General features: G+C 52.0%; 24 protein-coding genes and 1 pseudogene. 13 read left to right on the top strand and 12 right to left on the bottom strand.

Features of this window, described 5'->3' with window-relative positions:
* Positions 1 to 201 (top strand): annotated as a pseudogene (locus B157_RS39430) (IS256 family transposase); the annotation flags it as partial.
* Between the two features lie 229 nt (positions 202 to 430).
* On the opposite strand, the gene rhaM reads toward B157_RS39430, so the two are convergent.
* The 5 genes from rhaM to B157_RS0123250 form a co-directional block, all read right to left on the bottom strand.
* The gene (rhaM, locus tag B157_RS0123270) at positions 431 to 745 is read right to left on the bottom strand and encodes an L-rhamnose mutarotase (RefSeq protein ID WP_020605717.1); all 315 of its coding nucleotides are present in this window, start codon (positions 743 to 745) and stop codon (positions 431 to 433) included.
* Positions 746 to 768: 23 nt separating this feature from the next.
* Entirely contained in the window at positions 769 to 1,935 is a 1,167-nt protein-coding gene (locus tag B157_RS0123265) for a glycoside hydrolase family 88/105 protein (protein ID WP_020605716.1), read from the bottom strand.
* Positions 1,936 to 1,999: 64 nt separating this feature from the next.
* Complete coding sequence (locus tag B157_RS0123260; protein WP_020605715.1) at positions 2,000 to 3,394, bottom strand: FGGY-family carbohydrate kinase; 1,395 nt, start codon at positions 3,392 to 3,394, stop codon at positions 2,000 to 2,002.
* 93 nt (positions 3,395 to 3,487) lie between these two features.
* The gene (locus B157_RS0123255) at positions 3,488 to 4,762 is read right to left on the bottom strand and encodes a sugar isomerase (RefSeq protein ID WP_020605714.1); all 1,275 of its coding nucleotides are present in this window, start codon (positions 4,760 to 4,762) and stop codon (positions 3,488 to 3,490) included.
* A 140-nt stretch (positions 4,763 to 4,902) separates the two neighbouring features.
* Complete coding sequence (locus tag B157_RS0123250; RefSeq protein ID WP_020605713.1) at positions 4,903 to 7,008, bottom strand: bifunctional rhamnulose-1-phosphate aldolase/short-chain dehydrogenase; 2,106 nt, start codon at positions 7,006 to 7,008, stop codon at positions 4,903 to 4,905.
* A gap of 194 nt (positions 7,009 to 7,202) precedes the next feature.
* Here B157_RS0123250 and rhaT point away from each other — a divergent pair, with 194 nt between their 5' ends.
* On the top strand, positions 7,203 to 8,240 hold the full coding sequence (gene rhaT, locus B157_RS0123240) for an L-rhamnose/proton symporter RhaT (protein ID WP_020605712.1): 1,038 nt from the start codon (positions 7,203 to 7,205) through the stop codon (positions 8,238 to 8,240).
* 120 nt (positions 8,241 to 8,360) lie between these two features.
* On the opposite strand, the gene B157_RS35920 is transcribed toward rhaT, so the two are convergent.
* The 3 genes from B157_RS35920 to B157_RS0123225 all read right to left on the bottom strand — a co-directional run bounded on the left by B157_RS35920 (position 8,361) and on the right by B157_RS0123225 (position 10,747).
* A complete protein-coding gene (locus B157_RS35920) occupies positions 8,361 to 8,864 on the bottom strand; it encodes an energy transducer TonB (RefSeq protein WP_157618557.1) in 504 nt (167 codons plus the stop codon).
* Between the two features lie 413 nt (positions 8,865 to 9,277).
* Entirely contained in the window at positions 9,278 to 10,276 is a 999-nt protein-coding gene (locus B157_RS0123230; protein WP_020605710.1) for an NADP-dependent oxidoreductase, read from the bottom strand.
* 42 nt (positions 10,277 to 10,318) lie between these two features.
* Positions 10,319 to 10,747 carry a MarR family winged helix-turn-helix transcriptional regulator gene (locus B157_RS0123225; protein WP_020605709.1) on the bottom strand — a complete coding sequence of 143 codons (429 nt, stop codon included), beginning with the start codon at positions 10,745 to 10,747 and terminating at the stop codon, positions 10,319 to 10,321.
* A gap of 229 nt (positions 10,748 to 10,976) precedes the next feature.
* Between B157_RS0123225 and B157_RS39100 the strand changes: the two genes are divergently transcribed.
* From B157_RS39100 to B157_RS0123185, 8 genes are all read left to right on the top strand, one after another.
* Positions 10,977 to 11,321, top strand: coding sequence for a hypothetical protein (locus B157_RS39100; RefSeq protein ID WP_020605708.1), 345 nt, complete (start codon positions 10,977 to 10,979; stop codon positions 11,319 to 11,321).
* Positions 11,290 to 11,811 carry an ATP-binding protein gene (locus B157_RS40305; RefSeq protein WP_020605707.1) on the top strand — a complete coding sequence of 174 codons (522 nt, stop codon included), beginning with the start codon at positions 11,290 to 11,292 and terminating at the stop codon, positions 11,809 to 11,811. Before B157_RS39100 ends, B157_RS40305 begins: the two co-directional genes overlap by 32 nt.
* Positions 11,812 to 11,973: 162 nt before the next feature.
* Entirely contained in the window at positions 11,974 to 12,288 is a 315-nt protein-coding gene (locus B157_RS0123210) for a DoxX family protein (protein WP_020605706.1), read from the top strand.
* A gap of 135 nt (positions 12,289 to 12,423) precedes the next feature.
* Positions 12,424 to 12,939, top strand: a complete 516-nt coding sequence (locus tag B157_RS0123205; protein WP_020605705.1) for a molybdopterin-dependent oxidoreductase — start codon at positions 12,424 to 12,426, stop codon at positions 12,937 to 12,939.
* A 31-nt stretch (positions 12,940 to 12,970) separates the two neighbouring features.
* Positions 12,971 to 13,714 carry a molybdate ABC transporter substrate-binding protein gene (gene modA / locus B157_RS0123200; RefSeq protein WP_020605704.1) on the top strand — a complete coding sequence of 248 codons (744 nt, stop codon included), beginning with the start codon at positions 12,971 to 12,973 and terminating at the stop codon, positions 13,712 to 13,714.
* 18 nt (positions 13,715 to 13,732) lie between these two features.
* Complete coding sequence (gene modB, locus B157_RS0123195) at positions 13,733 to 14,398, top strand: molybdate ABC transporter permease subunit (RefSeq protein ID WP_020605703.1); 666 nt, start codon at positions 13,733 to 13,735, stop codon at positions 14,396 to 14,398.
* Positions 14,395 to 15,231, top strand: coding sequence for an ATP-binding cassette domain-containing protein (locus tag B157_RS0123190; RefSeq protein ID WP_020605702.1), 837 nt, complete (start codon positions 14,395 to 14,397; stop codon positions 15,229 to 15,231). The genes modB and B157_RS0123190 overlap by 4 nt, the downstream gene beginning before the upstream one ends.
* Positions 15,232 to 15,333: 102 nt before the next feature.
* The gene (locus B157_RS0123185) at positions 15,334 to 16,386 is read left to right on the top strand and encodes a spore photoproduct lyase family protein (RefSeq protein WP_020605701.1); all 1,053 of its coding nucleotides are present in this window, start codon (positions 15,334 to 15,336) and stop codon (positions 16,384 to 16,386) included.
* Here B157_RS0123185 and B157_RS38470 read toward each other — a convergent pair.
* The 4 genes from B157_RS38470 to B157_RS0123160 all read right to left on the bottom strand — a co-directional run bounded on the left by B157_RS38470 (position 16,383) and on the right by B157_RS0123160 (position 19,093).
* The gene (locus tag B157_RS38470) at positions 16,383 to 16,550 is read right to left on the bottom strand and encodes a DoxX family protein (RefSeq protein ID WP_157618555.1); all 168 of its coding nucleotides are present in this window, start codon (positions 16,548 to 16,550) and stop codon (positions 16,383 to 16,385) included. The two genes, B157_RS0123185 and B157_RS38470, sit on opposite strands and share 4 nt — an antisense overlap.
* Positions 16,551 to 16,737: 187 nt before the next feature.
* Entirely contained in the window at positions 16,738 to 17,133 is a 396-nt protein-coding gene (locus B157_RS0123170; protein ID WP_020605698.1) for a DUF779 domain-containing protein, read from the bottom strand.
* A gap of 24 nt (positions 17,134 to 17,157) precedes the next feature.
* Positions 17,158 to 17,460, bottom strand: a complete 303-nt coding sequence (locus B157_RS0123165) for an EthD family reductase (protein WP_020605697.1) — start codon at positions 17,458 to 17,460, stop codon at positions 17,158 to 17,160.
* 118 nt (positions 17,461 to 17,578) lie between these two features.
* Positions 17,579 to 19,093 (bottom strand): aldehyde dehydrogenase family protein, encoded by a 1,515-nt coding sequence (locus B157_RS0123160; RefSeq protein ID WP_020605696.1) that lies wholly within the window; start codon positions 19,091 to 19,093, stop codon positions 17,579 to 17,581.
* 136 nt (positions 19,094 to 19,229) lie between these two features.
* On the opposite strand from B157_RS0123160, the gene B157_RS0123155 reads away from it, so the two are divergent.
* The 3 genes from B157_RS0123155 to B157_RS0123145 all read left to right on the top strand — a co-directional run bounded on the left by B157_RS0123155 (position 19,230) and on the right by B157_RS0123145 (position 23,244).
* The gene (locus tag B157_RS0123155) at positions 19,230 to 20,138 is read left to right on the top strand and encodes an AraC family transcriptional regulator (protein WP_020605695.1); all 909 of its coding nucleotides are present in this window, start codon (positions 19,230 to 19,232) and stop codon (positions 20,136 to 20,138) included.
* Between the two features lie 141 nt (positions 20,139 to 20,279).
* Positions 20,280 to 20,990, top strand: coding sequence for a DUF2461 domain-containing protein (locus B157_RS0123150; protein ID WP_020605694.1), 711 nt, complete (start codon positions 20,280 to 20,282; stop codon positions 20,988 to 20,990).
* A gap of 970 nt (positions 20,991 to 21,960) precedes the next feature.
* Positions 21,961 to 23,244 (top strand): MFS transporter, encoded by a 1,284-nt coding sequence (locus B157_RS0123145; protein WP_020605693.1) that lies wholly within the window; start codon positions 21,961 to 21,963, stop codon positions 23,242 to 23,244.
* Positions 23,245 to 23,271: the final 27 nt, after the last annotated feature.

Genomic DNA, 23,271 nt, shown 5'->3' with positions numbered 1-23,271 from the left:
GAAGGCTACCACCGTCAGTTGCGTAAAGTGACTAAAACGAAAGGCGCTTTTAGCTCAGACGTAGCCCTGCAAAAGTTGGTCTATTTGACGATCCAAAACCTACACACCAAGTGGGAGACGACAACCTATAACTGGAAGGAGTTGATTAACCAATTCAGTATTATCTTTGACGAACGCATTCAAGCCCATCGCTTCGACTAAACCCCGCTGACACAGTTCAGCGAGCACATCCATAAACGAGCTACTATACGCTAACTAAAAGCTAGTTTTACAAACGTATGATGTTGGTGATACGTTTGTAAAATAGCTATCTCGCGAATATCCTTCAGACGCTCGTTTTTGGTAATCTCATCAACTTGAAAAGCTTCCCAAAACTGTCTGCATCATTGCTTCGCCTGACATACGTTGTTGCACCCGGCTCAGCCCCCCATCAATCCTGATGAAATACCTGTTCCAGCGGCACGACGACCGGCGAATTATCGGGGTTGGTTTCCATCAGGTCGGCCATGTACAGCCACCACCGCTGCATCACGGGTAAGCCCGACAACGTATCCGCCGTGTGGGTATCGGTTCGTTTCTGCACCGCAAACAGCGTGCCCGTGGCCCGGTCCAGGTAAATGGAATAATCACGGATGCCCGCGTCGGCCAGCACGTTTGTCAGCTCCGGCCATATTTCGTCGTGCCGACGCTGGTACTCAGCCTCCACGCCGGGCTTCAGTTTCATTGTAAACGCAATTTCTTCCATAGCGTTTCGGGTTTAGTGTTTATCTACTTCATCTTACACAATTCCGTTCCGGCCAGCAGGAAGCAGCCGAGGCCATAATCTTCAAAATCGGGCTTGCTGTCGTAGGTGACGGGCTGGCCGTCTTTGGGTTCTTTACCGGTCCCCTGCACGTAGCCCAGAAAGCCGTTCGGGTGGACGGATTCAGTAGCCATGGCGTTCCAGGCCTTGGCAATGATGGGCCGGTACTTCTTCCCGTCGAGTAAACCGTGGTTAACGCCCCAGGCCATGCCGTAGATAAATAAAGCGGTTCCGGTCAGTTCTTTACCGCCAAAATTCGTCGGGTCGTGTAAACTCACGTTCCAGAAACCGTCGGGGCGTTGCAGGGGCGGCAACGCCTGCATCATCTCCCGGTACGTTTTTTCGTACTCGTCCCGGTGGGGCGCATTTTTCGGCATGATGTCCAGCACCCGCACCAGGGCCGCCACTACCCAGCCGTTCCCCCGCGACCAGTAACAATCCTGCCCGTTTGGTTCTTTGTACGGCGGCACGAAATCTTTATCCCGCCACCACAAATGGTCTTTAGGGTTATACAGTCCGTTGCCCCCGTGTCTGGTTTTTGTGTAGCTATAGATCTGGTACATTTTCTCGTAGTAGGGCGACGTACCGGCCCTATGCGCTGTGTCCATTGCGCCCAGTTGGGCCAATACCGGCATGGCCATTTGCAGGGCATCTACCCAACTCCAGTCGTCCACTTTATCGCTGTTCACCATCGCGTCAATGGACGCTTTGATGTCGTGAATCCGTTCCGGTTTGGCCCGTCCGAGGGCCTGGTCTATCTGGTACAGATCAAGGTAGGTTTGTCCGCAGCACTGGTCGTCGGCATTGCGCGTGTTGATGCCGCTGCGCAGCCCCCAGTTGTGTTTTTCGCCCCATTCCACGGCATAGTCGTAGTACCGCTGCTGTTTGTCGATGCCGTACAGGGCCATCATCCCCTCGTAATAAACCGCCCGTGTCCAGATGTGGCTGGGCCGGGTTTTATTGGTTACGATTTCCTTACCCGGATCAGGCCAGGTTTTCATAAAATAATCGTTGGCCAGGGTCATTCTGGCAACGATTTCTTTTTTGGCGGGGAGTTTCTGGCCCGCTGCCGTGAGGGCAATCAGGGCACAAAAAAAGAGTATAGGTCGGTTGATAAACCGTTTCCGTTCCATACGTTTTGCGGTAGCTATGGGTGAAAACCCGTTGCCTCTGTTTGCGGTAGTCCCGCAAGGCTGGTCAATGGACTGGCGGGGTTGCCGTGTACTTTTTGAGGGTTACACAATTGTCGGGGATGGATTTCGGGTTCCAGTGCTGATGCATGGCCAGCGCGGCACCCAGCGCCGATGCCTGGGCTACCGATGCGGCATATACTTCGATATCCGGAAAGGCAATAGCCAGCAGATTCATGTAAATGGGATTATTCCCGAAACCACCGTCAACAAAGATGCGCCGGACGGGCGAGTCGGCCAGTACCAGCGACGTGGAAATCAGCTGCTGCGCCATAATGTCGAGCATCAACTGGTGGTAGGCTTCCCCGTAATTGGTAAATGTCGACAGGTCTCGGTCGCGGAACAGGGAACCGTGCATGGAAATGAGCTGATCCCCTTTTGATTCACGCGTCGTCACCTGCGACACGTTCTGACGCAACTGTTTGATTAACTCCGGACTATACGCTACTTTTTTGTACGCATCAATCGGTACCTGAAAATGAATAGCCAGCCGTTTTACCTGTTGTTCGTGCTCATTGCCGGCAAACAACCGCGACGCCTTCACGGGCCGACCTTTATAGTGCATGAACGTCAGGCAGTCGTACTGTAATTCTTCGGGCGTGAGGGGGTTGTTGTTGAACGGGTTCATACTCAGGCACCAGGTGCCAGTCGAAATTAACACGAAGGGATCCTGAAAGGAGGCCAGATACGGAATCAGGGCCGCCGAACTATCGTGTAAGCCAACACCCACCTGCACCCGGTTCCCATCAATCGTAACAGGCACCGCCGAATCCGAGGCAGCGATCGGGGCTAAGTACCGTTCCAGGTTTTCCTGGCTGACCCACGCATGATAGACCTGTCGATCAAAATCCCAAAGCATGGTATGGCATCCGATACTGGTCAGGTCAGAAACAGGTTTGTTATTTACCAGAAAGCTGATGTATTGCGGCAGATGCAGCGAAAAAGCCAGCTTCGCCATTACGTCCGGCTGTTCATATTTCAGTCGATACAACTGAAGGCCGGAATTCAGGTTACCGAGCAGCGGGGAAGCCGTTTGCCGGGTAATGTCGGCCTCTGTGCCGTAAGTATCGAAAAACTGACGTTGTAACGGGGCCGGAAATACTTTGAGGTAACTGTACAGCGGAGTGAGGGGCTGCCCCGTCTGGTCAATGTGTACCAGACTGGCTCCGTAAGCCGAAATGTTTACCGCTTTCACCGTAAACCGGGGCAACGCCATTACCTCGGTTAGCGAAGAGGCTACCCAACTCTTTAGCTGGTGAACGTCGTCGCAAAAGTCGCCGTCTTCATCCGGTATCTCCACAAAATTCTCCGACTTCTCCCAGACAATCTGATACGATTCATCAAAGAGAAACAGTTTCTTGTTGGTCTTCCCAATGTCGAAGATGGCAATAACGGAGGTCATAAGTGAAAGAGTGAAAGAGCGAAAGAATGAAAGAGTGGAAGAGTTTTGCGTCAGCCATTCGCTCTTTCATTCTTTCGCTCTTCCACCATTGATTTACAGTCCCGTCGCTACGGTTTTGGCACCGCGTTCGTCGATGAGTTGCTGGCGAACGTTTAGCTGGCGGTATAAGGCAAGTGGGTTCAAAGAGCCTCCGGCCCGGCGTCGGGCTTCGGCAACCAGTGGGCGAACGTCGGTTCGGAATGCGTCCTGCAAAATTTCCTGCGCCCGAACGGCGTCGTTGGCTTCGCGGGCTTCTTCCAGCGCTTCCCGGTCCACCAGCAACGCCTGTGCGTAGGCAAGCTGGATGGCTTCGACCGATTGCAGCAGGTCTTCGAGCGGGTCTTTTACATTGTGGCTGGCATCAATCATCCAGCCGAGGTCTTTGGCGTGATTCATCCCCTTCGCATCCAGTCCGTCTACCAGTTCGGTAAAAATCAGGAACAACTGGTAAGGTTTGATGCTGCCCGCCGTGAGGTCATCATCGCCGTATTTGGAATCGTTGAAGTGAAAACCACCCAGTTTGCCCTGATGGAGCAGGATGGCCACGATCTGTTCGATATTGGCGTTAGGCAGGTGGTGGCCCAAATCCACGAGGGTATAGGCCTTAGGGCCGAGTTTGTTGGCGTAGAGAAAACTACTTCCCCAGTCGCCCACGGTCATCGAATAAAAATTCGGCTCGAACGCTTTGTACTCGACAAACAGTTTCCAGTCATCGGGCAGGGCAGCATAAATCGCTTCCAGACTCGACAGCGTACGGTCGAACGCCTTACGAAAATTAAGCTGACCCGGAAAGCATGACCCATCCGATAACCAAACGGTCAGTGCATCAGAACCCAGGGCCACGCCATGTTTGATTACTTCGATGTTATGGTCGATAGCCTGTTGCCGGACGGCGGGGTCGGTGTGCTGGAGTGAACCAAACTTGTAGCTCTGTTCAGCGTCTGGCTGGTCCTGGAACGTATTGGAGTTGACCGCGTCGAAGCGCAGTCCGTACTGACTGGCCAGTTGTCTGATGGCTCCGGCATCGGTTGGAATGTCCCACGGGATGTGCAGGGAGATGGCCCCACTGGCCCGGTTCAGGGCGTGAAGCAGCCCCACATCGGCCATTTTCTCTTCCAGTGAGCGGGGTTCTCCGCCACCCGGAAAACGACCAAAACGGGTACCACCGGTTCCCAGTGCCCAACTCGGAATGGCAATCTGGAAATCAACCAGTTTCCGGATAATAGGTTCGGCCGTAGCTACCTCCTGTGTCCAGTACGATAATTTACGCTGGTGCGCTTCCAGCTGGCTCTGGTTATAATCGGCAATATAATCGGGTTCGAGGTTCATGAGGGGTTTAAGGTTTTCGGTTGGCGTTTACCACCCCCAACCCCCTCCTAAAACAGGAGGGGGCTAGAGGAAAGAATTCCCTTTTTCCAAGCCCCCTCCTGTTTTAGGAGGGGGTTGGGGGTGGTATGCAGGAATGCGTATTAACGCACAAAGGCCATGGCAACGCCACCGTCTACGTTCAGGACGTTGCCCGTGGATTTGGACAAGAGTCCGTTTACGAAGGCCAGACAGGCATTGGCGATGTCGTCGGGCAGGATAATTTCGTTCAGCAGTGTCCGCCTGGCGTAGTAGGCTGGGAGTTCCGCTACCGTTACGCCGTACGCTTTGGCGCGCCCTTCGGCCCAGGCGCCCGCCCATATTTTCGAGTCCGAAATAACGGCATCGGGATTGACTACGTTGACCCGGATGTGGTCTTTGCCCAGTTCGGCCGCGTTCAGGCGGCTCAGGTGCAGTTGTGCGGCTTTGGCCGAACCGTAGCCCGCGTTGTTGGGGCCGGAAACCAGTCCGTTCTTACTGGCGATGTTCAGTATATCGCCACCCAGCTTCTGCTTCCGCATGATTTCAACGGCTTTTTGAGTTACGAAAAACTGACCTTTTACCAGCACGTCATACAGTAAATCCCAGTCTTTTTCGGTGTGGTCTTCAATGGGCTTGGAGATGCTCAGACCCGCGCAGTTTACCGCAATATCGACACCGCCGAAGGCTAGTGCGGCCACGTCGAAAGCCGTATTGATCGTGTCGGCCTTCGTTACGTCGAGCAACGCTGATGCGTAGGCATCTTTGCCGTACTCATTCTGAAACTCTTCTTTGGCTCCCGCCAGCCGGTCGGCATCATTGTCGTTGATGACCACAACAGCTCCTTCGGCCAGGAATTTTTTGGCGATGGCTTTACCGATACCGCCCGCACTACCCGTAATCAGCGCAATTTTACCCGACAGGGGCTTCGGCTTCGGCATACGCTGGAGCTTGGCCTCTTCCAGCAACCAGTATTCGATATCAAACGCTTCCTGCTCCGGCAAACCAACATAGTCCGATACGGCCTCGGCACCCTTCATGACGTTGATGGCGTTGGTGTAAAACTCAGCGGCCACCCGCGCCGTCTGCTTGTCTTTGGCGAAGGTGAACATACCCACGCCCGGCAATAGCAATACCACCGGATTCGGGTCACGGATGGCGGGGCTGTTGGGGTGCTTGCTCCGCTCGTAGTACGCCGTGTAATCGACGCGGTAGTCGGCAAACGCTTTTTCAAGATAGGCAACACTATCCTCTCCGGCTAGCTGGGCTGGGTCAAGTACCAGCGGCCGGATTTTAGTCCGCAGGAAGTGGTCCGGGCAACTCGTACCCAACCGGGCCAGCCGGGGCAGGTCGTTGGAGTTGACGAATTCCAGTACCCGCTCGTCGTCGGTAAAGTGCCCGATCATCTGCCGATGGCCGGATGCCAGTCCCCGCAGGGTGGGCATCAACGCAGCCGCCTGCTTGTGGCGCGATTGTACGTCCAGGCTCTGACCGGCAGGGCCGCCGAAAACGGGGCGTTTCTTGCCGAAGTTCGCATTCAGGTACTCCGACGCCTGCTCGATCACTTCCAGCGTATTCATGTACGATTCGTAGGAGGTATCGCCCCAGGTAAACAGGCCGTGCCCGCCCAGAATAACGCCCCGCAGGTTTGGGTTGGCGCGAACGGTTTCTTCCAGTTTCAGGCCCAGATCGAAGCCGGGACGCTGCCACGGTAGCCAGGCCATCTGGTCACCCCAGATTTCGTGCATGATCGCTTCCCCATCTTTACTGGCGGCAATGGCAATCAGCGCGTCGGGGTGGAGGTGGTCGATGTGTTTGAAAGGCAACAGACCGTGCAGGGGTGTATCGATGGACGGTGCGGCACATTTTGGGTCGAACAGGGTGTGGTTAAAGAGTTCGACCATTTCGTCTTCAAATTCCAGACCCCGATAGCGCTTTTTCAACGCCTGAAGTCGCTCAACGTACAGGTTAGCACAGCCTTTTTTGGTGAGCGTTCCAATGTCTCCACCGGAGCCTTTCACCCACATCACCTCGACGGGCTCTCCCGAAACGGGGTTTGTTTCCATCACCTTCACCGAGGTATTTCCCCCGGCGTAATTGGTCAGGCGCAGGTCAGCGCCGAGTAGATTGGAACGGTAAATAAACAGCGCTACTTCATCGTCCGCCAGTTCAGCGGCTTTTGTATCATCCCAGAGGTAACTAACATAGTTGAACGCCTGTGTTGTGTTCATAGATCGGTAGTAAGTAGTATTCGTCTGATAACTTGTTTTAAGGCAAAGTACATATTCCCGGTTTTCTCCTGCTTCATGTACTCTCCTGTTGTGTTAACAAAAAAAGTCTGGTTACGCCAGCCAAGCGCATTTACAGGAGAGAACAGGTAAGTTTTAGAACCCGGTCAGGATAAATTTGAAAAAACTAAAGAAAAGTGGCTGTACTCTGGGGTGTTCTGTTTCATGCGCTGGGAGGTTTTGCTTCCGGGAGTTTCTATTTACCGTACAACAAAGTGAAGGGCTGGGCCTGGGAAAGTTACTGGCTCGTGGGTGGGCTTTTCTCCTGGTTGGCCGCTCCCTGGATACTGGGTTTACTTACCGTTCCTCACCTGATTGATGTGTTGGCTCAATCGCCCTCCGAAACGCTCTGGTGGGTGTATTTCTGGGGCGTATTGTGGGGATTTGGCGGACTAACCTTCGGACTGGCCATGCGGTATCTGGGCCTGTCTTTGGGGATGGCCGTCACCCTGGGGCTTTGCGCCGTATTCGGCACGCTGGTGCCTCCCATCTGGCAGGGGCAGTTTAAGGGGCTGATTACGACCACCTCCGGGCAGGTTATTATGCTGGGCCTGGGGGTTTGTGTGCTGGGTATCTCGGTTTGCGGTATTGCCGGTATGATGAAAGAGCGGTCTCTGTCCGAGGCCCAGAAGAAGGCCGTAATTGCTGAGTTCGATATCAGAAAAGGGTTGATGGTGGCCGTTTTTTCGGGCATCATGAGCGCGTGCTTTTCGTTCGGACTTACTGCTGGGCAGCCTATTGCCGAAATAGCCGTTCAGAATGGAGCCGATTCGCTCTACATGAATAATGCAATTCTGGTCATCCTCCTGCTGGGTGGTCTGACAACCAATGCCATCTGGACGATCTACCTGAACCTTAAAAACCGTACGTATACCGACTACCGGAACATCTCAACCCCTATCGTACGTAACATTATCTTTTGCGCGATGGCTGGTTTTACCTGGTATTTTCAGTTCTTCTTCTACGGCATGGGCGACAGTAAAATGGGCGAATACCGCTTTTCGGGCTGGACACTGCATATGGCCTTCATCATTGCTTTCAGCAGTTTCTGGGGGCTGTACCTTCACGAATGGAAAGGCGCCAACCAGGCTACCATGCGGACTATTACGACCGGTATCGCCCTGGTCGTTTTCTCTACGGTGGTGGTGGGGATTGGGAATTACCTGGCGGAATAAATAGGATATCGTGGCTTTTTTCGCTGTATTTTGGAGATGAATTTTGGTTCAATCTGGCAGTAGGAACAGGACTTAGGTTAACTCATAACTGATTGCACAACAAGAATGATCTATTGAAGGTCAGTGGTCTACCGATCTCCCGTATGGAGCCAGCTCATTCCCTTTCTGAATGGGTGTTTTGCTCCCAATTACCTTAAGTTCACTCAAAAGCAATCGATCTTTAAAATAGGTGTTCGATAGGTGCCCCGATGGGCTTATCACGTTGGCTCTATCAGTATAGTCAACTAAAGCAAAGGTTACCGGCAAAGCATAATTACCTTCGTAATTAGGATTCAATGGAGGAAGTGATTTCAACTTATTCGTAACTGCCCTCTCAAATCCATAGCCAATTTTAGTCGGATTGAGAATATTTATATCCTGTATATGTCCCCTTTTATCAATACGAAACCCTGCGTAAATCTTAGCATAAACGCCTGACCGTTCAGCATCAGCAGGGTACATGATGCGTCGGGATAGGACAGCAACAAAAACTGGATCTTTACCAAGTTCGGGACTTCCCACCTGCGCTGATGATACATGAATCGAAAACAAGAACGAACTCAGGAAAAATAGCAGTGATCTCATTATAGTACGTCTTCAACATTAAACTAGCAGAAAGGCAGGTGGCTTTCTTACTTTCTTCTCTTTAAATAAAAATGTAATCAAACAAAGTGCAATTATACGTCCGAGCTAAAAATAATCATACTTTTTTAGCTTGGCTCTGCGTCCAAACCTTACCGTTTCCACAATCGACACTTTAACCGAATATCCTGCTGATTTACTGTACACAGAGATCAGTAGCATGCGCCTTACGACTGCCCGGAAGTTGCAACTATGACACCCCGGAGCAGGCCCATAAGATGGAAGGCGAGTCAGCTCCAGGGTGGCGTAAATCTAAACACCGAAACACCGAAAAAATACACCAGAAAGAAGTTATATTGGTCACTCCAAATGAGCCTTAAATCTGTCAGGCTATTTCAGGGCTATACGGATATTTCCTACACTTCAACAATCATCTTTCCGGTATTCTGACCCGAAAATAGCCCCAGCAGGGCTTCCGGTAAGGTGTCAAATCCATTGAGGGTCGTCTCAGTGTAGTGTAGTTTGCCTTCCTGAATCCAGGTGGCCAGCTGCTGAATACCTTCGTTAAAGCGCTTGCTGTAATTACCCACGATGAAGCCCTGCATCAACACGCTCCGGGTCAGTAACATTGGCTGAATGCGGGGACCAACGGGCGTTTCGGTCATGTTATAAAACGCAATTTGTCCACAGAGCGGAATACGGGCGTGGAAATTGATATTGGCAATGACCGCATCAGACACTTCACCCCCCACGTTGTCGAAATACACATCGACGCCATCGGGACAGGCCTCAGCAATGGATTTTTTCAGGTTAGGGGATGTTTTGTAGTTCACCACGGCATCGAAGCCGAACGATTCGGTCAGCATGTCCACCTTATCATCCGAACCGGCAATGCCCACGACCCGGCAACCCTGAATCTTCGCGATCTGTCCTACCAGAATACCCACCGCTCCGGCGGCTCCCGACACAACGACCGTTTCACCTGCTTTGGGCTTACCGATGTCCAGTAACCCGAAATAAGCTGTCAGGCCCGGCATACCCAGAATACCCAGGTAGTAGCTGGCGGGTGCCAGATTCGTGTCAATCTTTTTCAGCCCATCAGCCGACACAACAGACTGGGTTGCCCAGGGTAAGCTACCCGTCACCACATCGCCGGGGGTAAATCCATCGGCCTGACTCTCAATAACCTTCGCTACCGCACCACCCGACAGAGGCTGGCCAACGTCGAAAGGAGGGATGTATGATTTGCCGGCATTCATGCGGCCCCGCATGTACGGGTCGACGGAGAAATAGGTGGGTTCAACTAATATATCGCCGGATTTCAGGGCGGGCAGTTCTACGGTATCGAACTGGAAAGTGGCCGCATCCGGCATACCGGTGGGGCGCGATGCTAAACTGATTTGCTTGTTTTTCATATCTGAACAGGGATTTCCTGCGGGATTATTGTGCGTAATTGATTATTCATTGGTGAGTTGATTCAACAGCGTAACCAACTGGTCGCGGAGGCTAATCGCCTGCTGGTCGGTGAGTTGCAAACGCTGCTGAAGTTGTTCCGGAACGGTGGCGGCCTGTTCGCGCAGGGCTCTACCCGTGTCGGTTAGCTGAATGCTTACCTGCCGCTCATCGGCCATATTTCGCGTCCGGCTAACGAGTTCCTTCTGCTCCAGCCGTTTCAGCAGGGGGGTCAGCGTACCGGAATCCAGCAGCAGCCGGTCGCCAATAGCACTGACGGACTGGTTATCCGTTTCCCACAACAGGAGCATGACCAGATATTGCGGATAAGTCAGGTCCAGTTGTTCGAGCAGGGGCCGGTAGTGGGCCGTTACCTGCCTTGACAGGGCATAAAGCGGAAAACATACCTGATTGGTCAGTGTTAAACGATTCATTGTCTACAATTAAATTGTGTACAATTAAATAAACTGGAATTAGCCTGACAAAGTTTTACAATCCCTGGCTATTTTATTGAAAACCCGGTACTATGTTGTGCGAAATCGCAGCTATTGGTGCGATTTCGCACGTTTTTATCAGGTTGATTTATGGGTAAAGTGTTGATTGTCAAAGTGTTGTTTACTGGCATATTGTTTGGCTTAGTAGGGGTAAATCAATCCATTCGTCATGGACAAAGAACTTGCCCCGGAACTTGTCAGCCACGACCGAAATCGAACCCTGCTCATTGGTGGGGGCATATTGCTGGTCGTGCTGGCGGCTATCTTCGGTCTGAGGGATGTGATCAAAACATCGGTGGATGCCGATAAGATACGGCTGGCAACGGCGGAGGTTGGGCCCGTTGAAAACACCCTGAATGCGACGGGTGAGGTTATTCCGGCTTTCGAGCAGGGTCATTATCAGTCTACTGGCAGTATCTCCTTTCAGGCGACAACTGAGTCTGGACGGCACACCGCCCAATTTCACCCGCTCGTATGTGCAGGTGACTCAACCCGACGGCAACATTCGGTTTGAGCCGGCATCGTGTAATAACTCAACCCTGAACCTGTTGCTGAGCCAGACCATTGCGCCCACGGGTGGTACTGTTTTCGTGCAGAAACAGCTCCAGCGGTTCGATAATTTTATTCAGGACAGTACGCTCTACAAGGGTATTCCGTTCGGGATTGGCCAGATTCAGCCGCTGCTGTACACCAATCAGCTCATTGACGTGGAGCAGATGGAACAGGTACTGGTGAACGTCGTGAAAAACGCGCTCGAAGCCTGCGGACCGGGGCAGTGTGTCGACGTCATCAGCCGGACCAACTACCTGCTTATTCGCAACAACGGCCAGCCTATTCCGGCAGAAATTGCCGCTAACCTGTTCAATCCATTCTATAGTACCAGGTCCGAAGGGCAGGGGATAGGTCTGACCCTGAGCCGTGAGATTCTGCTGAATCACCAATTTTCATTTTCGCTCAGAACCAACGACGATGGCTGGACAGCGTTTCGAATTGAATTTGGGTAGCCACACCTAATTTCCTGATTCACTAAACCCCGGAGGGCAGTAAGCAGTTACTAGTTCCTGTACACGTTTCAGAAAAGACAGCCAGCAATGAAGGATAAAACTGCAAGAAAAATAGCTCGACTAGTTTTGGGTGGCACCCTGATCTTCGCCGGTGTAAGCCACATGACCTTCGCCCGAAAAGCGTTCAAAGCCCAGGTGCCGGATTGGGTTCCACTGGACATTGACGATACAGTCGTGTATTCGGGTATCGCCGAAATTGCATTGGGCAGTGCGCTGGTACTGACCAATAAAAAGCATCAGAAAACGGTGGGGAAAGTAGCCGCCACGTTCTTTACGGCCATCTTTCCGGGCAATATCTCCCAGTATGTCAACAAGCGCAGCGCGTTCGGACTAGACACGGATGGTAAACGACTGGGCCGTTTATTTTTCCAGCCCCTGCTGGTCTACTGGGCATTGAAGAGTACCAAAAATCTGTAGACGATAACGGCACTGAAGCCAGAAAATAGCTTACTGGCCCGGAGTATTGGTAGCTAGTCCGCTTTGACTGATGTTGGCTCAGCGTTATATTTGTGCAGATATAACGCTGAGCCAACGTCTGTCAGGTAAAAAGTCATGAATAACCGGATTGTATCCGTCAGGTTTGACCGCTGGATTTACATCAGTCTGATTGCCATTCTGTACGCCGTCCCGATCAGGGGTCGGGCGCAAACCGCACTGACCATCTCCGGCGACGTAACGAAGCCGGTAACATTACAGGAAGCGGAGGTTAAAAACATGCCCCACACCGAGGTGACGGCCAAAGACCACGATGGCAACGAACACCGGTATGCAGGCGTGGCGCTGGTTGAACTCCTCAAACAGGCAGGAACCACGCTGGGGGGCGAACTGAGAGGGAAAAACCTGCGAAAGTTTGTGCTGGTCAAAGGGGCAGATGCGTATGAGGTGCTGTTCGCACTCCCCGAACTCGATCCTGAATTTGCTACGCAGACTATTCTGCTGGCCGACGCGGTGGATGGTGCCCCATTTGTGCCGGGCGTCGGGCCGTATCGGCTGGTCGTTCCGGATGAAAAAAGGGCCACTCGCTGGGTTCGGAACGTGAAAGCAATCGAGGTGCGGTTGGCTCCCTGAGCTGACCGGTCTACCATGAATTCCATCACGCATGAAAAAACTACTTGTTCTTCTACTTTGCTGCCCCCTAACCCTGTTGGCGCAACCCCTTCGGGTGGCGGTGGCTGCCAATGCACAGTTTGTTATGGAGCAGGTGAAGGTAGCATTCCAGAAAAAGACGGGTATGACTATGGAACTGATTGTCAGTTCATCCGGTAAGCTTACCACCCAGATTCAGCAGGGTGCCCCGTACGACGTTTTTCTGTCGGCCGATATGGACTACCCCCAAACGCTGCACAAAGCCGGATTGACGACAGCTGCGCCGGTGGTGTATGCCTACGGCTCGCTGGTGCTGTGGACCCTGGGTAATCTGCCCCTCACTGCCGACCTGCGCGTATTGTCGAATCCTGCCGTCCGGCATGTCGCTATTGCCAATCCAGCTACAGCCCCCTACGGCGAAGCGGCTGTTTCGTTCCTGAAATACAGGAAACGACTGGACCCGGTAAAACCTAAAATAGTGTATGGCGAAAGTATTGCGCAGGTAAATCAATACATATTGACGGGTGTCGCTGAGGTCGGGTTTACGGCCAAATCGGTCGTGCTTGACCCCAGTCTTACACAACGCGGGCACTGGATCGACCTTCCCACTACAGGATATTCACCCATTGCGCAGGGGATCGTTATACTAAAGCGAACGAGTCAGTTGCAGGTTGCCCGGCAGTTTGTGCAGTTTTTGCGTAGTCCGGATGCCCGGCGTATTTTGCAACAATTTGGCTACCGTTCGCCTAATTCCTGATTTTATACCCACTAACTCATGCCCATCGACTGGGACCCCATCTGGCTGACGTTACGACTGGCTGGCATCACCACGTTACTACTGTTACTGATCGGCGTTCCGCTGGCGGGGTGGCTGGCCCTGAGCCGGTTCCGGCTCAAACCGGTGGTGGAAGCCCTCATTAGCCTGCCGCTTGTGTTGCCGCCTTCGGTAGTCGGGTTTTACCTGCTTCTCGCGTTTAGTCCGACCAGTGCGTTTGGTGCGTGGTTGCTGCAAACGGTCAATCTGCAACTGGTGTTTTCGTTCGAAGGGTTGGTTGTAGCGTCGTTGCTGTACAGTTTGCCGTTTATGGTACATCCCATTCAGGCGGGGCTGGAAAATCTGCCTGCTTCCTGGCGCGAGGCTTCGTACACCCTGGGGCAGTCACCCGTGCGGACACTGTTCCGGGTGTTGCTGCCCAACTGCAAACCCGCCCTGCTGACGGGTATCGTATTGACGTTTGCCCACACCATTGGCGAGTTTGGGCTGGTACTGATGATAGGAGGGAACCTGCCCGGCCAAACCAGAGTGGCCTCCATCGCGATTTATGACGAGGTCGAACTACTGCACTTCGATACGGCACACATCTATGCTGCGCTGTTGCTGGGCCTTTCCTTCGCCATCCTGCTGCTGGTGTACGGCATTAATAAACGCGTAACGGTATGATTCATATTGATGTCCTATTGCCGCGTCTGTTTGCCGAAGGAGCCACCGAACTTCAGGTACAGGTTACGCTGGAATCCGGCGGGTTGACGGCACTGGTCGGCCCTTCCGGCTCCGGGAAAACAACCCTTCTGCGGCTGTTGGCCGGGTTGGAAACGCCCCGCTCCGGCCGAATTACGATCGATGAGGCTGTGTGGTTCGATAAGAAACAGGGTATCAACCTGCCACCCCGGCAACGGGCCATCGGATACGTGTTTCAGGATACGGCCCTCTTTCCGAACATGACCGTGCGAGAAAACATCACCTACGCTGCCCCAAATGATCAGTTGATGTTCGTGAATGAGTTGATCGAGGGGACAGGTCTGGAGCCGTTTGTCGATCAGAAACCGGGTCGGTTGTCGGGTGGTCAGCGGCAACGGGTGGCGCTGGCCCGGGCACTGGTACGACGGCCACAGCTCCTGTTACTGGATGAGCCGTTTGCTGCGCTGGATACTCAATCCAGTCAGCAATTGCAGCAGGTACTGGTAAAACTACATCAGCGATGGCAAACGACCACGCTGCTGGTAAGCCACCATGATGCGGATGTGCAGGCACTGGCCGATCGGGTTATTCGCCTGGTAGAGGGCCACATTCAAACGGATGAACTGATCGGAGACCGCCCGCTCAACCCGTTGATACAGGAGTGCATCACGCAGATTGAGTACGATGAAAACCAGCAACGCTGGGTCGTAGAAACAACGAATTCGCGGGTACAATCGGCCAACCCGGCCTGGGGACAATTTAAGGTAGGGGACAGGGTACAGCTGGCGGGAATAACGCAGGGAATGAAACGTTAATACTGGCAATTAAATAGCTGATTTTCAGTTCATTGTGTAGTGTATTTGGTGAACTATTGGCGTGGCTGGTATGTTTTATAGTAACAACCTGATTGTCTGTTCATGCCCGACTTTAATCCTTCCCTGATACTCTATACTGCCGATGCGCTCAACGAACGGGGTGAAGCGGTACTGGCCCAATTCCCGGAGGCTGAAACGCTACAGATAAAGCAGCATAACCGACTGCCGGAGTTGGGGATGAACCACTTCAAGGTCAAGTCTGATGTGCTGGTGCTGGGCAAACTCAAAACGCAGGACATAAAATGGAGTGGCCGGAGTTCGGATTACATTGCGCCGAGTCTGGCCAATGGCTGTTTTGGCGCCTGCACCTACTGTTACGTGGACCGGCACAAAAACGTGAATCCCATTACGCTGTTCACCAACATCGACGAGAATCTGGCGAGCGTTGGCGCCCATGTGAACGCCCTCGACTGGCCCAAACCCGCCAACCAGACCGACCCAGCCTACTGGACGTATGATATTGGCTGTAACTCCGATATATCGATTGATTACAGCCTGACGGATGGTATTGAGCAGGTGTTTTCCTTTTACCGCGACCATCCCCGCGCCAAGGCTACGTTTGCCACCAAATTCGTGAACCCCGCCCTGCTCGATTTCAACCCACAGCGTAAAGTACGCATCCGGTTTAGCCTGATGCCCAGTCACGTGAGCAAACTGGTCGACGTTCGTACCGATAGTATCGAAAAGAGGCTGGCGGCTATCAATGATTTTTACGACGCGGGATACGAAGTACACGTCAATTTTTCCCCCGTAATTGTGTATGGCGGTGCCGACGGCGACCCGAAAGCGTGGCGTAACGATTACCGAGACCTGTTTCGCCAGCTCAATGCGGCTGTCCGGCCCGATGTGAAGGCGCAACTCCAAAGCGAAGTTATTTTCCTGACCCACAACCAGGGGCAGCATCAGGCAAACCTGGCCATCAATCCGAAGGCGGAGGAATTATTATGGGTACCTGCATTGCAGGAAAGTAAAGTCAGCCAGTTTGGTGGCTGGAATATTCGGTACAGGCACCAGTTGAAACGCCAGATGGTGGCCGTTTTTGAACAACTGCTACGGGATGAAATACCCTGGTGTACCATCCGTTACATTTTTTAACGTACCAACTGCCGGCGACTCATCCGGGCATCGAGGCTATAGGCACCCGTCCCTAGAATCAGCAGTGTCAGGAACATCAGTATAAATAGTCCGTTTTTTTTGCCATCGCCGAACAGGGCTCCGCTATGGGCCATAAACAAGGCCGTCAGCATGGTGATAATCAACGGGATGGTTGTCAGTCGGGTAAACAGACTAAGCCAATGCGCAGCAGCAGCAGGGCATCATCAATGGTGGTTGCTGTGTATCGGGTTGAGTTAAGCGTACTCATAACAAGGCGTTTAGTTGATGAACTATATTTGCCTGTTCATCAACTAAACGCTCGTCTACAGGCTTGTGTTTATCAATTTTGGGCTACATATCCTCCAGCGGGCCAACATGCACGGGGGCGAGGTGTTCAGACTCTTCGGGTTCAAACAGACGCGACCGAATTAAAAAACGGACACCCAGTGGAATTTCGAGCGAGAAACTAGCCCCGCGTCCGGGCGTCACGTCGATGGTCAAATGGGTGTGCTGCCAATACTCGAACTGGTCGCTCGACATCCAGAAATCACACCCCTCGATCTGACCCAGCAGTATGTCGGACTGACCGATACGAAATTCACCTTTTGCAAAGCACATGGGGGATGAACCATCACAGCAGCCACCGCTCTGGTGGAACATTAGTGGTCCGTGTTCGGCACTGACGGTACGGATAATGTCAGCCGCAGCGGGTGTTACGTCAACGCGGGATGTTGTTTGAGCGATCATAGGTAAGCGTTAATTATGATCGATTTACAAAACCCGGCACACCTGTGTGGCGGGCTGTACATCGGTGAAGTTGGGAATATCGCCCAGTAGCTCGGCTCCGTGCGTGCCCATCCCTTTCTCCAGTTCGTCGGTCGTATTGAAGGCAAGTCCGGTAATCATGGCGTAGGGGGGCAGGGAATCGCCGGGTAAGGCCTCCTGCATATCGACGCCAACCAGCCCGAAGGGAGTTAGCCGTTCTTTGACCAGCGGAATGTGTTTGTCGAGGTAATAGGCCGAATCAAACTGGCTGGATTCGGTTTTCGGGTAAAGGACTACTAGACGGACCATGGGTAATGAGTGAAAGAATGAAAGAGTGATTAAGCGAAAGAATATAAAGAGTGACTGAGTGAAAGCCCCACAAGGTAACGCTTTCATTCAGTCACTCTTTCGTCCAGTCGTTCTTTAATCAAAAGAAACCAAGCTTATTCTTGCTGTACGAAATCAACAGGTTCTTTACCTGACGATAGTGGTTCAGCATCATCAGGTGGTTTTCGCGACCAAAACCTGATTTCTTGTAACCGCCAAACGGTGCGTGGGCCGGGTAGTCGTGGTAACAGTTGACCCACACGCGTCCCGCCTGAATCTGCCGGGGAATGGTGTACAGTTCATGCGCATCCCGCGACCAGAAACCGGCACCAAGTCCGTACAGCGTATCATTGGCAATCGCTACGGCTTCGTCGGCATCCTTGAACGTGGTAACGGACAGTACCGGACCGAAGATTTCTTCCTGGAAAATCCGCATCTTGTTATGGCCTTTGAAGATGGTTGGCTGAATATAAAAGCCTCCCTCCACACTGTTGGCTGGTCCGCCACCCGTTAGTACTTCGGCACCTTCCTGCTTACCGATGTCGATGTAGGACAGGATTTTTTCGTACTGGTCGTTGCTGGCCTGCGCGCCCATCATGGTTTCCGGGTCGAGGGGGTGCCCCAGTTTGATGGCCTCGGTCCGCTGAATAACCCGCTCCATAAACTTGTCGTAGATGTCTTCGTGCACCAGCAGGCGGGATGGGCAGGTACAGATTTCGCCCTGGTTCAGCGCAAACATAACGGCACCTTCCACGCACTTGTCGAAGAATTCATCATCATGATCGGCAATGGATTTCATGAAGATATTCGGTGATTTCCCACCCAGTTCCATCGTAACGGGAATGAGGTTTTCCGAGGCATACTGCATAATTAACCGCCCGGTGGTGGTTTCGCCCGTAAAGGCAACCTTGTTAATACCCTTGTGCTGGGCCAAAGGCTTACCGGCCTCCGGTCCGAATCCCTGAATAATATTGACCACGCCCGCCGGAACGATACCTTCCAGCAGTTCGAACAGAATTGCCAGCGACGTAGGAGTTTGCTCTGCCGGTTTGATCACCACGCAGCAGCCAGCGGCCAATGCCGGTGCCAGTTTCCAGGTGGCCATCAGCAACGGGAAATTCCAGGGAATAATCTGACCCACTACGCCTACGGGCTCCTTGATAATCAGGGATAAGGTGTCGGCATTAAGTTCGGTCGCCGATCCTTCTTCCGCCCGAATTACTCCGGCAAAATACCGGAAGTGGTCCACTACAAGAGGCATATCGGCCGCCATCGTTTCGCGAAGGGCTTTGCCATTTTCAACGGTCTCGACCCGAGCCAGAAACTCAAGATTCTGCTCAATGACATCGGCAATCTGAAGCAGTACTTTACTACGCTCCGTAGCGGATGTTTTCCCCCAGGTTTCAAATGCTTTCTGGGCAGCTTCAACGGCCATATCGACGTCGGCGGCTTTGGAGCGGGGCATCCGGGCAATCAGGCTGCCATCTACCGGCGATTCGTTGTTAAAATACTCACCCCCGACGGGTGGTACCCACTTGCCCCCGATGTAGTTTTCGTACTGGGTTTTGAACATGGGGCGGGGCATTGTTTTGCTTGGCGCTTCGGCAGTCTGCATGATTTATAAAGGATTTTTCGTGACCTAATTAACTTCTTCACAAAATTTGTCGAAATTGTACAACGATTATTGCGTTATACTCTCAAATACTTGCGGAATAGTACCATTGTCAGATTGCATGGAGAAATCAGGGAAAATGACAGCCAACGAAGCGGTGAGTGCCTGGGGAGCGAGGCTGGATACGCTGGTAGAAAATAAGCTGACGCTCAGTCACGATGAAGCAGAACTGCATCTATACGAAACATTTCAGCAGGCCAATCTGATTCAGCTACGGTTTAACGCACCCGTGATGACCAGTATGCTGAGTGGCCGTAAAGTGATGCACCTGCGCGAAACGGACCCGTTCGATTACTGCCCCGGCGAATCGTTACTGTTACCATCCGACCGGTTGATGCAGATCGACTTTCCTGACGCTACCATCGATGAGCCGACTCGCTGCATGGCGCTGACAATTTCGGACGAATTTATCCGCGAAACGATACACCAGCTAAACCAGGAAGTGCCCCGCGTGGAAGCCGTTGACCAGTGGCAGTTGAATACGGACAACTACCTGATGCAGAACAATCCCGAAATCAGTTCGCTGACGGATAAACTCACCCGACTGTTTCGGGAGAACAATGCGTTCCGGCCTTTCTACATCAAGAATACTCTCCGGGAGCTCATCGTCCGACTGTCACAAACCCAGGTTCGCACAAATTTACTGCTCCAGACCAGCCAGCATGTTAATACAAACCGACTGGCCTACGTGGTGGCCTACATCCGGCAGAACCTGACCCGCGCACTGTCTGTAGAGGAACTGAGCGATAAAGCATGCCTGTCCAAATCCCATTTCTTTCGATTGTTTAAAAGTGAACTCGGGGTTTCGCCCGCCCAGTTTATCCTGACAGAACGCATCCAGCAGGCCAAAACCATTCTGCGCAATCCGGCCAAAACCGTGACAGATGCCTGTTACGAATCTGGTTTCAACAGCCTTACGCACTTCAGTAATACCTTCCGGGCCATCGAACGGGTATCCCCCCGGCAATTCAAGCGTCAGATAAAGTAGCTATGAGTGCCTGATTACACCGGACGTAAAACCGGCGTACAGAAACGGCTTTTTATGGTTCAGGACCACTCAGTCAGTTTAGCGCAAACCGCCATTCGGATAGGGGAGGTACGTTGAAAACTGCTTATCTTTGGGATAGTTATGAAAGCGAAACCTACCCCAAAAGCGGCCTTTACGGCCCCCACGCTGGCATTCATGCGTGACCTTGTTAAAAATAATAACCGGGAGTGGTTTCACGAAAATCGCCCCCGCTACGATGCCGCCAAAGCAGAACTCTGTGCCGTTGTAGAACGGGTACTGACGGGGTTAAGTCCCTTTGAACCACTGGCCAACACCGCCGTCAAAGACTGTATTTTCCGGATCAACCGCGACATTCGATTCGCTAAAGACAAAGCCCCGTATAAATCGAATCTGGCATTTGCCATAGGTCCCGGCGGGCGGCACTCCGGCCGGATTGACTACTATGTTCACATCCAGCCGGGGAATCAATCATTTGTTGGCGCGGGCATGTGGAACCCGACCCCCGCCAACCTCGCCAAATTTCGGCAGGAGGTAGATTATAATGCCGCCGAATTAAAAAATATAATTGAAGCCGACGCGTTCAAAACGTATTTTCCGGAAGCATCCGGCGAGGTAATGAAAACAACGCCTAAAGGCTACCCTGCGGACCATCCCGAAATAGACTTGCTGCGCCGGAAAGAATTATTCTTTATGCATCGCTTTACGGATAAGGATGTGCTAAAAGCTAATTTTGCCGATGACATTATACAGGGTTGCCGGATCATAAAACCCTACTGCGATCTGTTAAATTATCTCTTTTTCGATGAGAAAGAGGAAGGAGTCACGTTGTAACGCTGGTTGGTCTGGCGTTGTACTGCCGATGGCCCTATGTATCCCTTATTTGCCTGTTTCAGGTAGTTTATCCAACGATTTTAACGATTTAATTCCGTTTTCTGGACAAAGATCAGTTGACGTATGATGGTATACCAAAGGCTTTATTAAAAATAGGTAACTTGTTGTTAAGTATAAATCTTTGTATGTTAATTTTGAATCAACAAAAGACAGCAAAGTTTGCTAAACAGTTGATGTTTATTTATTATATAGTTTCCTGTGAGATATTTTTACCATGTTCTTTCATGATATTTTATATTAGGTGACAATATTTTTTATATACCATCTTCCTGTTTATTTTTTTTACGGTATCAATTCGGTTAATCGACCTTTTTTTTGGTACGAACTTTGCTTAAATACAGTATATACTAGCTCCCAAACTATACTATGTTTAAGATTCGGATAATTGTTACTACTACTCTTACAACGGCTGATGTACAGAAGGTCGCAGCCTGGTCTATTCTGGCAGGAGCTACCGCTCTTTTCTGGTACGGTGTTTCTAATCTTGTATTCTAAAAGCGCTAAAGTACGCTTTTAGAGCAGTCAATACGTTGATGGTACCTGCACCCGGTTCCGGGTTTCGTTCCTGCGTCTCAACATCGTTGCTGGCCCCAGCCCGTTCAGGCTATTTTGGACTGCCTCAAGCCACACACATGTCCCGCTAACGCTGGCCTTCAGCGCAACTGGTTTTTACGGGCACTACTGGTTTCTATTTTCGGATAACCTTGTCTGTCTGGTCTTTTATGGCCGGTACTCTCCTGTTTATTGGGCTTATCGCTGTCCATAAAAACATAGTTCAATTCCTGCACTTTTTACGGCAACAGAAGTAGTGCTCCGCTTTTTCAGTAGAGTAACCCTGTCCTGTTCCTTTATAGGGACGACGGTATGGTGTATATCAGCACCAGTTGCCGGATAATCAAGGTAACCGTACATGGACAAACTACTGGCACAATCCCGTTGGTATCGACTGCTGCCAATCGCTTTTATCACCTATAGTCTGGCTTATCTGGACCGGGCCAACTTTGGGTTCGGAGCTGCCAGTGGTATGGCTGCGGACTTGCACATCACGCCCGCGATGTCGTCGCTGTTAGGCTCGCTTTTCTTTCTGGGTTATTTCTTCTTTCAGGTTCCCGGGGCGGTGTATGCCGAAAACCGGTCTGCTAAAAAACTCATATTCTGGTCGCTCATTTTGTGGGGGGGGCTGGCAATGGCCACCGGTATTATCAGCAACGTAAATGCCCTGATCGGTATTCGCTTTATGCTGGGCGTGGTCGAAAGTGCGGTGATGCCGGCCATGCTGCTCTTTCTGAGTCGATGGTTCACCAAAAAGGAGCGGTCGCAGGCCAACACGTTCCTGATTCTGGGTAATCCGGTCACTATTCTCTGGATGTCGGTGCTGTCGGGCTACCTGATTCAGGCAGTGGGCTGGCGATGGATGTTTATTCTGGAAGGGCTGCCCGCCATTATCTGGGCTTTTTTCTGGTGGAGACTGGTGGACGACAAACCCGAGAATGCCAACTGGCTTACCCGACCCGAAAAACAGGCACTGGCGGTCCAGCTGGAACAGGAGCAGCAGGGTATAAAGCCTGTTAAAAACTACGCCGAAGCGTTCAAATCCCGCGTGGTTATTTTGCTGAGCTTCCAGTACGCGCTGTGGAGTATTGGCGTGTACGGGTTCGTGATGTGGCTACCCTCCATCCTGAATGCGGCTCCCAACATGAACATCGTCAAAACCGGCTGGCTATCCTCGGTGCCGTATGTACTGGCCATTATTGGTATGCTGGGAGCCTCGTATTTTTCGGATAAAACCCTGAATCGGAAAGCCTTTGTCTGGCCCTTCCTGCTAGTGGGTGCTGTCGCTTTTTACGGGTCTTACCTGGTCGGCCCGAATAATTTCTGGCTGTCTTTTGTCCTGCTCGTCCTGGCCGGTGGAGCTATGTATGCACCCTACGGCCCTTTTTTCGCCATCATCCCCGAAATTTTACCCCGAAACGTAGCGGGGGGCGCCATGGCCCTTATTAACAGTTTCGGGGCATTGGGTTCCTTTATTGGTGCTTATATTGTCGGTTATCTGAACGGCACAACCGGCGGGTTTGGAGCCTCTTATCTGTTCATGGCAGGCTCACTGTTTCTTGCGGCAATTATTACCCTGGTAGCGGTGAAAAAACCGGTTTCAATCGAAACGCCTGAGTCGGCATCGGTAAGGCTGGTATGACTGGAGACAGGACACGTTAACCCGGTA

It is taken from the genome of Spirosoma spitsbergense DSM 19989 (assembly GCF_000374085.1).
Lineage (GTDB): Bacteria > Bacteroidota > Bacteroidia > Cytophagales > Spirosomataceae > Spirosoma > Spirosoma spitsbergense.
Note: the sequence above shows the minus strand (reverse complement) of the source record. Positions and strands in the feature narration are given on the sequence as shown.

What these genes read in the sequence shown, in the direction of transcription:
- rhaM (WP_020605717.1), bottom strand. Translation starts at nt 745, where the DNA reads ATGGAAGAAATTGCGTTTACAATGAAACTGAAGCCCGGCGTGGAGGCT.
- B157_RS0123265 (WP_020605716.1), bottom strand. Translation starts at nt 1,935, where the DNA reads ATGGAACGGAAACGGTTTATCAACCGACCTATACTCTTTTTTTGTGCC.
- B157_RS0123260 (WP_020605715.1), bottom strand. Translation starts at nt 3,394, where the DNA reads ATGACCTCCGTTATTGCCATCTTCGACATTGGGAAGACCAACAAGAAA.
- B157_RS0123255 (WP_020605714.1), bottom strand. Translation starts at nt 4,762, where the DNA reads ATGAACCTCGAACCCGATTATATTGCCGATTATAACCAGAGCCAGCTG.
- B157_RS0123250 (WP_020605713.1), bottom strand. Translation starts at nt 7,008, where the DNA reads ATGAACACAACACAGGCGTTCAACTATGTTAGTTACCTCTGGGATGAT.
- B157_RS35920 (WP_157618557.1), bottom strand. Translation starts at nt 8,864, where the DNA reads ATGAGATCACTGCTATTTTTCCTGAGTTCGTTCTTGTTTTCGATTCAT.
- B157_RS0123230 (WP_020605710.1), bottom strand. Translation starts at nt 10,276, where the DNA reads ATGAAAAACAAGCAAATCAGTTTAGCATCGCGCCCCACCGGTATGCCG.
- B157_RS0123225 (WP_020605709.1), bottom strand. Translation starts at nt 10,747, where the DNA reads ATGAATCGTTTAACACTGACCAATCAGGTATGTTTTCCGCTTTATGCC.
- B157_RS39100 (WP_020605708.1), top strand. Translation starts at nt 10,977, where the DNA reads ATGGACAAAGAACTTGCCCCGGAACTTGTCAGCCACGACCGAAATCGA.
- B157_RS0123210 (WP_020605706.1), top strand. Translation starts at nt 11,974, where the DNA reads ATGACCTTCGCCCGAAAAGCGTTCAAAGCCCAGGTGCCGGATTGGGTT.
- B157_RS0123205 (WP_020605705.1), top strand. Translation starts at nt 12,424, where the DNA reads ATGAATAACCGGATTGTATCCGTCAGGTTTGACCGCTGGATTTACATC.
- modA (WP_020605704.1), top strand. Translation starts at nt 12,971, where the DNA reads ATGAAAAAACTACTTGTTCTTCTACTTTGCTGCCCCCTAACCCTGTTG.
- modB (WP_020605703.1), top strand. Translation starts at nt 13,733, where the DNA reads ATGCCCATCGACTGGGACCCCATCTGGCTGACGTTACGACTGGCTGGC.
- B157_RS0123190 (WP_020605702.1), top strand. Translation starts at nt 14,395, where the DNA reads ATGATTCATATTGATGTCCTATTGCCGCGTCTGTTTGCCGAAGGAGCC.
- B157_RS0123185 (WP_020605701.1), top strand. Translation starts at nt 15,334, where the DNA reads ATGCCCGACTTTAATCCTTCCCTGATACTCTATACTGCCGATGCGCTC.
- B157_RS0123170 (WP_020605698.1), bottom strand. Translation starts at nt 17,133, where the DNA reads ATGATCGCTCAAACAACATCCCGCGTTGACGTAACACCCGCTGCGGCT.
- B157_RS0123165 (WP_020605697.1), bottom strand. Translation starts at nt 17,460, where the DNA reads ATGGTCCGTCTAGTAGTCCTTTACCCGAAAACCGAATCCAGCCAGTTT.
- B157_RS0123160 (WP_020605696.1), bottom strand. Translation starts at nt 19,093, where the DNA reads ATGCAGACTGCCGAAGCGCCAAGCAAAACAATGCCCCGCCCCATGTTC.
- B157_RS0123155 (WP_020605695.1), top strand. Translation starts at nt 19,230, where the DNA reads ATGACAGCCAACGAAGCGGTGAGTGCCTGGGGAGCGAGGCTGGATACG.
- B157_RS0123150 (WP_020605694.1), top strand. Translation starts at nt 20,280, where the DNA reads ATGAAAGCGAAACCTACCCCAAAAGCGGCCTTTACGGCCCCCACGCTG.
- B157_RS0123145 (WP_020605693.1), top strand. Translation starts at nt 21,961, where the DNA reads ATGGACAAACTACTGGCACAATCCCGTTGGTATCGACTGCTGCCAATC.